Source organism: Falsiroseomonas sp. (assembly GCF_051860665.1).
Taxonomy (GTDB): Bacteria; Pseudomonadota; Alphaproteobacteria; order Acetobacterales; family Acetobacteraceae; genus Falsiroseomonas.
Genome location: NZ_JBHYDM010000019.1, coordinates 75,553 through 87,365 on the forward strand (window position 1 = coordinate 75,553; position 11,813 = coordinate 87,365).

Consider the following 11,813-nt stretch of genomic DNA (forward strand, 5'->3'; position numbering starts at 1 on the left):
TTCTTTTCACCCGCTGTGTCCATCCGTCACAAAAAGACAAAAACTGTGCACCCTAGGCGCTTGGGGCGCGACTTTGAGGTCATTTCTGTGCTTGCTGCGCAGCCAAAATGGTTGACTCCAACCCCGTCCATTTCCTAATACAAACCAGAGATAAACGGGCGCGATCTCGCGAACCCACACCTCTGCGGAGGCTACTATGTCTGGTTTCGCCTCGATCTCCGGCGGCAGCAGCGATGACGTGCTGACCGCGCCCGCCGGGCCCATCGACCACCTGATCGCCGGCCTCGATGGCAATGACCTCATCCGTGGCCTGGGCGGCGACGACCTGCTGCTCGGCGGTGGTGGGGATGACGTGATCCAGGGCGGCATCGGCCAGGACATCCTGCGCGGCGGCATCGGCGATGACGATCTCAACGGCGGCAATGGCAGCGACATCCTCGATGGCGGCGCCGGCAACGACGCCCTGGATGGCGGCAATGGCCCCGATTCCTTCGAATTCGACGACGGCTTCGGCCATGACCTGATCATCGGCTTCCAGGTCGGCACCGATACGCTGCATATCGCCAGCAATATCAACGCGACCGGCGTGGCCGCGCCGAGCGACCTTCTCTCCCTGGTCTCGGCGGACAGCTTCGGCAATGCGGTCATCACGCTGGGCAGCGATACCATCACGCTGCAGGGCATCAGCGTCTCCGACCTGACCAACAATATCGGGTCCATCGTCCAGATCGTCTGAACCCCGGCCGCCTGAACCCGGGACGGCGCCCCCAGCATGCCGGCAGACCTTTCCGACACGGCACCGCTGCCCGCCTGGCTCCGGCTGGGCACGGAGCTGCTCGGCGTGCTGCTGCGGCCGGCCCTGGCCGGGGCGCGGGATTTCGCGCTGCGCCTGGGCGAAGCGCCCACCTTCCAGCCGCTGTCGCAGCTTCCCCTGGCCGGCGGCGGCGCCCTGCTGCTGGCCCGCGCGCCGCAAGCCGCGTCCGAAGCGCTGTTCCTGCGCCTGGGGGATGCGCAGTGGATGGCGCTGGGCCCGCCCGGCAGTCGCGCCCTGCTGCAGCCCGTCGCCGCCACGCCCCGCTTCCTCGCCCTGCTCGCCAGCAAGGCGGCCGGCCCGCTGCGCGCTGCGGCGGATGCCGCGCTGGCCGTCGATCTCGCCGCCCTGGCCGCCCCCCATCTGCAGCCGGCGGCAGAGGCGGTGCGGCCGGTGGTGGGCCTGGCCCAGGGGCGCGCGCTCTGGCGCCTCGATGCCGGCGGCTGGCTGCTGACGCCGCAGGGCCTCGCCCGGGTGGCGGAGCCGGAGGCCGGGCTCGCCTTGCTGCCCGCCGGCGCCGGCGGCGCCCTGCTGCTGCGGGCGGAGGCCCCCCCGTTGCGCCTGCCCGCCGACCCGGCCCCGCCGCCGGGGCTGATCGAGATCGCCAGGCAGGCGGAGGCCGCGCCGCGCGGCCTGCTGCGCCAGGCCCTGCTGGCGCTGCGCCGCCATGCGCAGGAGCCCTGGTGCCGCGACCTGCTGCGCGATGCGCAACTGCTCTCCATGGCCCCCGCCCGCGCCGCGGCGGAGCCCGGCCAGGCCGTGGCGGCGGCGCTGGACCGCGCGATCTCGGACCATGCCGGGGGCGTCTTCCTGGTCGGCTGGCTGCACGACCCGCTGCGCCTGACCCGCGGCCTCGCCCTGCGCGGCCCCTTCGGCAGCACGCCGCTGCCGCCCGAGGCGCTGTTCCGCGTCAGCCGCCCGGATGTGGTGAAGCGCTTCGAACAGGCGGCTTTCGGCACCGCCGATCCCCGGCCCGGCTTCGTCGCCCATCTGCCGGATGCCGGCCCCGGCCCGGTGGCGCAATGGCGCCTGGACCTGGCGCTCGGCTCCGGCGAGGCGATCGAACTGGTGGCCGGCCCCGCCCTGCTGCCCGCCCCCCAGGCGCGGGAGGCGGTGCTGCGCGGCGTCAACCCGCTGGATGTCGGCCCGGAAATGCTGGACCGCTGCCTGGCCCCGGCGGCGGAGCGCCTGCACCGGGCGGCCGCGGCGGAGCCGCTGGAGACGGAGGTGCTGCGGATCGGCCAGGCGCCGGCCCGGGCCGAGGTCAGCCTGGTGATCCCGCTCTATCGCAACCTGCGCTTCGTCCGCCACCAGGTCGCCGCCTTCGCGCGCGACCCCATGCTGCGCCAGGCCGAGATCATCTATGTGCTGGACAGCCCGGAGCAGCGCGGGGAGGCCGAGCACCTGCTGCGCGGCATCTGCGGCTTGACCGGCCTCGCCGCGACGCTGGTGCTGCATGGCCGCAATGCCGGCTATGCCACCGCCTGCAACAGCGGCGCGGCGGTGGCGACGGCGCCGCATCTGCTGATGCTGAATTCGGATGTGGTCCCGGATGCGCCCGGCTGGCTGTCGCCCATGCTGGCGCGGCTGGCGGCCGACAAGCGCCTCGGCTGCGTCGGGCCGAAGCTGATGTTCGACGATGGATCGCTGCAGCATGCCGGGCTCTACTTCGCCCGCGGGCCCGGCGATGACTGGACCAATTGCCACTATTTCAAAGGCTTCCCGCGCCACTACCCGCTGGCCTGCCGGGCGCGGGAGGTGCCGGGCGTGACCGGCGCGGCCATGCTGATGCGGCGCGCGGCCTGGGATGCGGTGGGCGGCTTCTCGGCCGAGTACATCGTCGGCGACTACGAGGACAGCGACCTCTGCCTGCGTCTGCGCCAGGCCGGCTTCGGCATCCTCTACGAGCCGGCGGCGGAGCTGTATCACTTCGAGCGGCAGTCGATCTCCCAGCATGGCGGCTACGCCGGCACCGTCGCCGCCGCCTACAACCGCCGCCTGCATCACCGCCGCTGGGCGCCGGCCATCGCCGCGCTGATGCAGGATTTCCCCCGCATGGGGGAAACCCACGCCGCCGCCTGAAACCTCCGGTGTCCCGGATGCTGTCTTTACTCTAGCGTAGTCACCCCATGCGCCTGCTCGTCTTCTGCCATAACCATCCTGACCTGCAGCCGGGCGGCACCGAGGTGGTGGCGCGCGGGCTGTTCCGCGCGCTGCGCGACCGGCATGGGGTGGAGGGGCTGTTCCTCGGCGCCGTCACCGCGCAGCACCGCGAACGCCGCCCCGGCACGCTGTTCCAGTCGATCGGCGCCCATGCGGATGAGATGCTGGTCTGGCTCAGCCATTTCGACCGTTTTCACCTCTCCCAGGTCGATAGCTGGGGCCTGGCGGAGCTGGTGGAAGTCGTCGCCGACTACCAGCCGGATATCGTCCATTTCCACCACCTGCTGTATTTCGGGCTGGAGACGCTGGAGCTGGTGCGCCGCGTCGCGCCGCGCGCACGCATCGTGGTGACGCTGCACGACTTCTTCGCCCTCTGCCCGCAGGAAGGCCAGTTGCTGACCACCGATGGCCGGCTCTGCCCCGGCCCCTCCGCCGATGGCTGCCGGCGCTGCTTCCCCGGCCGCGGCAGCACCGACCTGGTGCTGCGGGAGATTGCGGTACGCGGCGCCATGGCGGGGGTGGACCTGCTGCTCGCGCCGTCCGACTTCCTGCGCGACCGCTTCATCGCCGCCGGCTGGGATGGCGCGCGCATCGAGGTGATGCGCAATGGCATCGCCGAAGGCCCCGCCGCGCCGCCGCGCCTGGCGCCGGATGGGCGCCGGGACCGCTTCGGCTTCTTCGGCCATATCAACCGCTTCAAGGGCAGCATGGTGGCGCTTGCCGCCTCCGCCCGGCTCAGCCGGCAGGGCGTGGCGCATGACCTCGCCTTGCATGGCGGGACCGCCTTCCAGCCGGACGACTTCCTGGAGAACTTCAAGGCGGCGCTGGAGGCGGCGCCGGATGCGCGGCATCACGGGCTCTATACCGCGGCCGACATGCCGGCGCGGATGGCGGCGGTGGATTGGGTGGTGATGCCCTCCATCTGGTGGGAGAATGCGCCCCTGGTGGTGCAGGAAGCTTTTCGCCATGGCCGCCCGGTGATCTGTGGCGATGTCGGCGGCATGGCGGAATCGGTGCGGGACGGCGTGGATGGGCTGCATTTCCCGGTCGGCGACGCCATCGGCCTGGCGCAGGTGATGCGCCGCGCGGCGGAGGAGCCGGGGCTCTGGGACCGACTGGCCCAGGGCATCGCGCCGCCGCGCAGCCTGGATCAGGCGGCGGCCGCGCATCTGGCGCTCTATCGCCGCCTGCTGGGCCTGCCGACGCCTTTGGCCGCCGCCCGCCCCGCCGCCCTGCGCAGGGAAGGACGCGCGCGTGTCCGCCTTGGCTGAAGCCCTGCCCGGCCCGGATATCCGCGGCTTCGTCGATGCGGTGACCGGCAACCAGATCGATGGCTGGGCCTTCGAGCCGGCGCAGCCGACGGAACGCGTGGTGGTGGAGTTGCGGCTGGATGGCGTGGCGGTGGCCACCAGCGTCGCCGACCGGCATCGCACGGACCTGATCCGCGCCGGAATCGGCGATGCCTCGCACGGCTTCCGCTTCCCGCTGAAGCCGGCCTGGGCGGAGCGCCGCGCCGATCTCAGCGTGGTGGCGCGCGGCGCCGAGGGGGGCGAGGTGGTGCTGCCCCTGTTCCGCCGCGGCGCACCGGCGGAGGCGCGGCTGGACCATCGCGCGGCGGCCCCCAATCCGCAGCTGGTCAAGGTGATCGAGCAGCTGGTGGTCGGGCAGCGGGCGCTGGAATCGCGGCTGCAGGAGCTGGCGCAGCGCGCCGCCGACCAGCCCCTGCCCGCGCCGCTGACGGCCGAGCCGGCGGAGGTGGAGCAGCGCATGGCGGTGCTGGAGGCCTGGGTGGCGCGGCTCGATGAGCGCCTGGCCAGCCTGCAGGCCGCCACCCCCGCCCCCCGCGCCCCCGGGCCCGCGGGGCTGGATACCTGGCAGGTGGTGCTGATCGCGCTGCTGGCGCTGACCGGCCTCGGTGCGCTCGCCGCCTTCGCCCTGGTGCTGGCGCTCTAGTGGCCCAGGCGCGCAGCCTGCCCCGCGGCGCGGCCGCCCCCGCCAGCGGCGGGGCGCGGGACGTGATCGAGGTGGCGCGGGCGGAGGTGGCCGCGGCGGCGCGGCTGACGCTGGCGCTGGGGCTGGCGCTCTCGCTCGCCACCTTCGGCGTGGTCGCGGCCAAGCTGCTGATCTGGCAGATGGTGCTGCCCACCGGCAATCCCTGGACCCTGGCCGGGCTCGCCATCGCCTTCTGCCTCGCCGTCGGCATCCTGCTCGGCCTGGACCAGCTGCGGGAGCTGGGGCTGATCGCCATCTCGCATCGCCTGGCGCGGCGGCTGGCGGCGCCGCTGGTGCTGGCCGCCGCGCAGCAGCCGGGGCGCTCCGACCTCGCCGCCGCCCAGGCGCTGCGCGATGTGGAGGAGCTGCGCCGCAACCTCACCGGCCCGGTACTGACCGGGCTGGTGGATGCGGTGCTGGTGCCGACGCTGATCCTGCTGCTGCTGTTCTTCCACTGGGCCTTCACCCTGTGGGCGCTGTCCTGCTGCCTGGCCGCGGCGCTGCTTTCCCTGCTCGGGGACCGGCTGACGCGGCGCGCGCTGGGGGCGGCCAATGAGGCGCAGGCGCGCACCGCGGGGCTGGTCGCGGATGCCATGCGCTGCGCCGAGGCGGTGGAGGCGATGGGCCTGCGCGCGCCGCTGGCCGCGCGCTGGCAGGCGCGGCTGGGCGAGGGTGCATCGGCGCTGCGGGGCGCCCAGGCCGGGGCGCGCTGGGTCGGCGCCGGGCTTGCCACCATCCATGGCGTGGGCTCAGGCGGCGCGCTCGTGGTGGGCACGCTGCTCTCGGCGAATGGGATCAATGTCGGCTACGGCATGGTGCTGGCCATGCTGGTCACCGGCCAGATCATCACCCCCTTCGCGCGCCTCGGCGGCGCCAGCCATGAATGGGGCGCGGCGAGCGCCGCCTGGAAGCGGCTTTCGGAGATGATGCGCCCGGACCGCACGGCGGATGGCGCCATCGCCTTCCCCTGCCGGGAGGGGCGCCTGGTGCTGGAGCGCGTGAGCTTCGCCCATCGCGGCGCGCCCCGCCCCCTGCTGCGCGAGGTGGCGCTGGAGGTGCCGCCGGGCCGGATCGTCGCCCTGGCCGGCACCGCAGGCGCCGGCAAGACCACGCTGCTGCGCATCGCGATCGGCATGATCCGCCCCTCCGCCGGCGGCGCCTTCCTGGATGGCCAGGCCACCTGGCAATGGGCGCGGGAGGATTTCGCCCGCCATGTCGGCTACCTGCCGCAGGACCCGCTGCTGACCGACGGCACCATCGCCGAGGCCATCGCACGGCTCGGCGTGCCGGACATGGCGGCCGTGATGCAGGCGGCGCGGCTGGCCGATGCGCATGGCCTGATCTGCGCCCTGCCCGCCGGCTATGCGACGCCGACGCGCGCCGAGGGCCCGCTTTCCGCAGGCCAGCGGCAGCGCGTGGCGCTGGCCCGCGCGCTCTACGGCAGCCCCCGCCTGCTGGTGCTGGACGAGCCCGCCGCCTTCCTCGATGCGGCCGGCGAGGAAAGGCTGGTGCTGCTGCTGCGCAACCTTGCCGCCCGCGGCACCGGCATCCTGCTGACCTCGCATCGCCCGGCGCTGCTGGCGGCGGCGCATCGGGTGGTGACGCTGCGCGGCGGCCAGGTGGTGGCGACCGCCGGCGCGCCGCTGCTCACGGCTCCGGGTCGCGCGGCATGAGCGGGCAGCTCACCGAGGCCTGGGGCGCGCTGCGCGCGGCGCCCGCCTTCCGCCGGGTGCTGGCGCTGACGCTGGCCATGTCCCTCGCGCGGCAGGCCGCGCTGCTCGGCATGCCGCTGCTGACCATGCATATCTTCGATGGCGTGACGGAGGGCCACAACCTCGACACGCTGACGGTGCTCTCCATCGCCTTCGTCGTGGCGCTGTCCATGGCCGGCGCGCTGCGCGCGCTGCGGGCCGCGCTGATGTCCGCACTCGCCGAGGATATCGCCCGCAGGCTGAGCCTGGAGGCGCTGCAGGCCGCGGTGCGCAGCGCGCTGCTGGGCAGCCGCCAGCCCGGGCTGGCCGCGCTGCAGGATGCGGCGGAGCTGCGCCGCTTCCTCGGCGGCAATACCCTGGCCGATATGTTCGACATGACGGCGCTGCCGGTGGCGCTGCTGGTGCTGTTCCTGCTGCACCCGGTCTATGCGCTGGTGGTGGCCAGCGCCTGCGTGATGATGGGCCTGCTCGGCCTGGTGCTGGACCGCACCACGCGCGGCCTGCTGCGCGGCGCCTCCGAACGCCAGCTGCGCAATGCCGGGGAATTGCAGGGCCGGCTGCGCCAGTCCGACATGCTGGAGGGGCTCGGCATGCTGGCCGCCGTGGTGCGGCGGTGGGAGCCGGCGCAGGCGGCGGCCCTGGCCGAGGGCGACCGCGCCCAGGCCCGGGCGCGGGCGCTGCGCGGGGTGACGGAATTCGCCTCCTACATGGCGCAGGGCGCGGTGGTGGTGGTGGGCGTGGTGCTGGCACTGGGCGACCAGGCCTCGCCGGGGTCGATCATCGCGGCGATGATGCTGGCCGGCACGGCGACGCAGCCCATCGCACGCATCGTGCTGGCCTGGCGCGAATGGGCCTTTGCCGCCCTGGCCTGGCGGCGGCTGCAGGAGCTGTTCGCGGATCATGCGGAGCCGGCCCCGCGGCCACCCGAGGCGGAGGCGCATCCGGGGCTCTGGCTGCGCGACCTGCGCTGGACGCCGCCGGGCGGACTGCAGCCTGTGCTGGCGGATCTTTCCCTCTATTGCCCGCCGGGCTCCATCACCCTGGTGCTGGGGCCGAATGGCGTCGGCAAGTCCAGCCTGCTGCGCCTCGCGCTCGGCCTGCTGCCGGCGGATGGCGGCGATGCGCTGCTCAGCGGTCAGAACACCAGGCATGCGGACCGCGCCACGCTCGGCCCGCGCATCGGCTATCTGCCGCAGGACGTGCAGCTGCTGGAGGGCAGCGTGCTGCAGAATATCGGCCGCTTCGGGCCGGAGGATGCGGCGGGCGTGGTGGAGGCGGCGCGCCAGGCCGGCGCGCATGACATGATCGGCCGCCTGCCCCAGGGCTATGCGACGGAAGCCGGGCCAACGGGCGGCCTGTCCATGGGCCAGCGCCGCATGGTGGGCCTGGCGCGTGCCCTCTACGGCGCGCCGGAACTGCTGGCCCTGGACGAACCCGAGGCGGGGCTGGACCAGGCGGGGCGGGAGGCGGTGCGCGATGCGGTGCTTGCCGCGCGCGAGAACGGCGCCGCCTGCCTGCTGATCAGCCACGAGCCGGCGCTCTGGGCCGGGCATGTCGACCAGTTGCTGCGGCTTGCGCCCGGCGGCCATTGGCGGGCGGAAGCGCCCGTAGGAAGGTCGGCATGACCGCGCGACTGACCGGCCCCCGCGCCCTGCCGCTGCATTTCGCCGAGGCCGAGGCGGCAGCCGCCACCCCCGATGTGCGGCGCGTGATGCGCGCGGCGCTGCTGCTGCTGGTGGTGGGTTTTGGCGGGCTTCTGGGCTGGGCCGCCATCACGCCGATCGAGCGCGCCGTGGTCGCGCGCGGGGCGCTGGTGGCGGAAGGGCGGCGCAAATCCATGATGCTGGCGGAGCCCGGCATCCTGCAGGAATTGCTGGTGCGCGAAGGCCAGCGCGTGCAGGCGGGCCAGGTGCTGCTGCGGCTCGACCCCACCTCGGCCGAGGCCAATGCGGTGCAGCTGCGCGCCCAGTCCCGCCTGCTGACCGCCCGCGTCGCCCGGCTGCGCGCCGAGCAGCAGGACCAGCGGCAATTCTCCGTGCCCGCGGAGATCATCGCGGCGGCGCAGGCCGATGCCGCCCTCGCGGCGCTGCTGAACGCGGAGCTGCGGCTGTTCCTGGCGCGATGGGAAGCCTTCGACAGCAACCAGCAGGTCTATGAACGCCGCGTCGCCGTGCCGCGGGAACAGCTGCAGGCCGCCGGCGCCCAGCGCGCCGCCGCCGCCGCCCGCGCCGCCTCCGTCCGCGCCGACCTGCAGGGGCTGCGCCCCCTGGCGCGGCAGGGCTTCGCCCGGGTGCGGGAGGTTCGGGAGCTGGAGCGGCTGGAAGCCCAGGCGCGCGGCGAGATGGGCCTCTATGCGGCGCAGGAGGCGCAGTTCCGCCAGGCCATCGCCCAGGCGGAGGCGGAGCTTGCCACCCTGCGCCTGACCCGCGCGCAGGATATCGCGCGCGAATTGCAGGATGCGCAGCAACAGCTGGTGGAGGCCGAGCAGCGCCTGATCGCCGCCGAGAATATCCGCGCGCGGCGCGAGCTGGTGGCCAGCGAGCCGGGGATCGTCACCGATATCCGCTTCGTCACGCCGGGCAGCAGCATCACCGATGGCCAGCCGGTGCTGGACCTGGTGCCGCTGGATGACCGGCTGGTGGTCGAGGCCCGCGTGGCGCCCACGGATGTGGAACAGCTGCGCGTCGGCCAGCCGGTGAATGTGCGCCTGACCGCGCTGCGCCAGCGCACCACGCCGCTGCTGGCCGGGCGCCTGACCTATGTCTCGGCCGACCAGCAGACCGATCCGCAGGGCGTGGTCTATTTCCTGGCCCGCGCCGAGATCGCGGCCAGCGAGCTGGAGCGGGTGCCCGGCCTTCGGCTGAATGCCGGCATGCCGACCGAGATCTTCGTCCTCGGCGAGGTGCGCAGCGCGCTCAGCTACCTCGTCTCGCCGATCCGGGATTCGTTGCGGCGCGCGTTGCGTGACTGAATTGCGGCGGGAGTCCCGCTTCGGCTGCATGGCACCCCTCTGAAGCGATGCTGGTCCTGTCTTTCGCCAGGGTGCAGGAACTGGCCTCCTGTCCCCGGTTGACCCTGACCTGATGACCTCGACCGAGCCCTCCGCCGAGGCGCTGCGGCTTTCCGCGCTCGACCGCTACGACATCCTCGATACCGGGTCCGAGCAGGCCTTCGACGATATCGTTCGCATCGCGTCTCAGATCTGCGATGCACCGATCGCCATCGTCAGCCTGGTCGGCGCCGACCGCCAATGGTTCAAGGCGCGGGTCGGCCTGCCGGCGCAGGGCACGCCGCGCAGCCAATCGGTCTGCTCCCATGCCATCCAGGGCCGCAGCCTGTTCCAGATCACGGACCTGGAGGCGGATGACCGCACACGGGAAAACCCGCTGGTCACCGAGGAACCGCATCTGCGCTTCTATGCCGGCGCGGTGCTGGAGACGCCGGATGGCCACGCGCTCGGCACGCTCTGCGTCATCGATACCGCGCCGCGTCCCGCGGGCCTCACGGAGCCGCAGGCGGAGGCGCTGCTGGCCCTGTCGCGCCAGGTGATGGCGCAGCTTGAGCTCCGCCGCAGTGCCCGCGCGGAGGCGGCCAATCGCCGGATGCTGGAGGTGACGCTGGAGCGGCTGGCGGCCAGCGAGCGAGAGCTGCTGCTGCGGGATGAGCGGCTGCAGATGGCGCTCGATGCCTCGGGCAGCGTCGGCCTCTGGGACTGGCCCGTGGCCACCAATCGACTGACCGGAGATGCGCGCTTCGCGCGGCTCTATGGCCTGGAGGTGGACCGGACTGCGGCCGGACTGACCATGGAGGAATACCAGGAATTCGTCCTTCCCGAGGACATCCCCCCGCTGCGCGAGAAGATCCGTGCGGTCTTCGAGGAGGGTGCCGATTTCCGCGTCGAGTATCGCGTGGCCCCGCCGGGCAAGACGCTGCGCTGGGTCGAATGCCGGGGCCGGCTGGTGCAGGACGAGGCGGGCCGGCCGCTGCGCTTTTCCGGCACCGCCGTGGATGTCACCGACCGCCGCAGCCGGGAGGAGCAGAAGCAGCTTCTGATGGAGGAGCTGTCGCACCGGGTGAAGAACACCTTCGCCATGGTCCAGGCGCTGGCGATCCAGACCCTGCGCGGCGCCGATCCCGAGGCCTCGCGCTCGCTGCAGAGCCGGCTGGCGACGCTGAGCCGGGCGCATGACGTGCTGGTGCAGACCAGCTGGTCCGCCACCACCCTGCACCGGCTGCTGGACACCGTGCTGCGGCTGGAGACGGAGGGCCCGCGCTTCCAGCTCTCCGGCCCCGACCTTCCGATCGGCTCGCGCGCCGCGCTCTCGCTCTCGCTGCTGCTGCATGAACTGGCGACCAATGCGATGAAATACGGCGCACTCAGCCGCGAAGCGGGCCGGGTGGCGATCGACTGGCGGATCGAGGGCCGGCGCTTCCTGCTGGGCTGGCGCGAGAGCGGCGGCCCGCCGGTGCGGCCGCCGGCCGAAACCGGCTTCGGCGCCCGGCTGATCCGCATGGGCATCTGCGGCGCGCGCCATGCCGAGCTGCATTTCGGCTGCGGCGGGCTGCAGGCCGAGTTCGGCGCTGATCTCGCAGTGGTGACCGAGGACTAGGTGTGTAGTCCCGAGGAGTAGTGGTGCATCCTTCTCACCTCAGGAGGAGGATGCGTTGTGGCAGCAGGTCTTCATGGCTCAGCCCGAACGACGCCGCGAGTTCGAGCCGAGCTCCAAGCGTCGCAAGCGCCGACCCGCGCCCTCGCCGCCCGGTACCGCCTGAACCCCAAGACCGTCGCCAAGTGGCGCAGGCGCACCACCACCGCCGACGCCCCCATGGGACCGACCCGCCCGCGCAGCACCACCCTGACCGAGGTCGAGGAGGCCGTCGTCGTCGAGTTCCGCCGCCGCACCCTCCTGCCGCTCGACGACGTTCTGGGCGCGCTGCGCGAGACGATCCCCCGGCTCACCCGCTCCGCCCTGCACCGCTGCCTGGCCCGCCACGGCATCTCGCGCCTGCCTAAAGGCGAGGAGAAGGCGACCAAGCACGGCCGCTTCGCCGAAACCGCCATCGGCTTCGGCCACGTCGATGCCTGCGAACTGCGCCTGGCGGAGGGCAAGCGCCACCTGTTCCTCGCCATCGAC

The 11,813-nt window shown here is 73.2% G+C and carries 8 protein-coding genes and 1 pseudogene; all 9 read left to right on the forward strand.

The genetic code is table 11. The features are described 5' to 3' along the window. Positions 1-196 precede the first annotated feature (196 nt). Positions 197-736, forward strand: a complete 540-nt coding sequence (locus ACTIF1_RS18030; RefSeq protein WP_439597840.1) for a calcium-binding protein — start codon at positions 197-199, stop codon at positions 734-736. Positions 737-772: 36 nt separating this feature from the next. Next, positions 773-2,893 (forward strand): glycosyltransferase, encoded by a 2,121-nt coding sequence (locus ACTIF1_RS18035; protein ID WP_439597841.1) that lies wholly within the window; start codon positions 773-775, stop codon positions 2,891-2,893. 47 nt (positions 2,894-2,940) lie between these two features. Beyond that, positions 2,941-4,245 (forward strand): glycosyltransferase family 4 protein, encoded by a 1,305-nt coding sequence (locus ACTIF1_RS18040; protein WP_439597842.1) that lies wholly within the window; start codon positions 2,941-2,943, stop codon positions 4,243-4,245. Further along, positions 4,229-4,927 (forward strand): hypothetical protein, encoded by a 699-nt coding sequence (locus ACTIF1_RS18045; protein ID WP_439597843.1) that lies wholly within the window; start codon positions 4,229-4,231, stop codon positions 4,925-4,927. Before ACTIF1_RS18040 ends, ACTIF1_RS18045 begins: the two co-directional genes overlap by 17 nt. Then, positions 4,927-6,639 (forward strand): ATP-binding cassette domain-containing protein, encoded by a 1,713-nt coding sequence (locus tag ACTIF1_RS18050; protein ID WP_439597844.1) that lies wholly within the window; start codon positions 4,927-4,929, stop codon positions 6,637-6,639. Before ACTIF1_RS18045 ends, ACTIF1_RS18050 begins: the two co-directional genes overlap by 1 nt. Beyond that, entirely contained in the window at positions 6,636-8,303 is a 1,668-nt protein-coding gene (locus tag ACTIF1_RS18055; RefSeq protein ID WP_439597845.1) for an ATP-binding cassette domain-containing protein, read from the forward strand. Before ACTIF1_RS18050 ends, ACTIF1_RS18055 begins: the two co-directional genes overlap by 4 nt. Then, positions 8,300-9,649 (forward strand): HlyD family type I secretion periplasmic adaptor subunit, encoded by a 1,350-nt coding sequence (locus ACTIF1_RS18060; RefSeq protein WP_439597846.1) that lies wholly within the window; start codon positions 8,300-8,302, stop codon positions 9,647-9,649. Before ACTIF1_RS18055 ends, ACTIF1_RS18060 begins: the two co-directional genes overlap by 4 nt. A gap of 112 nt (positions 9,650-9,761) precedes the next feature. Then, positions 9,762-11,288, forward strand: a complete 1,527-nt coding sequence (locus ACTIF1_RS18065; protein ID WP_439597847.1) for a sensor histidine kinase — start codon at positions 9,762-9,764, stop codon at positions 11,286-11,288. Between the two features lie 57 nt (positions 11,289-11,345). Then, positions 11,346-11,813: pseudogene (locus ACTIF1_RS18070) on the forward strand (IS481 family transposase); the annotation flags it as partial.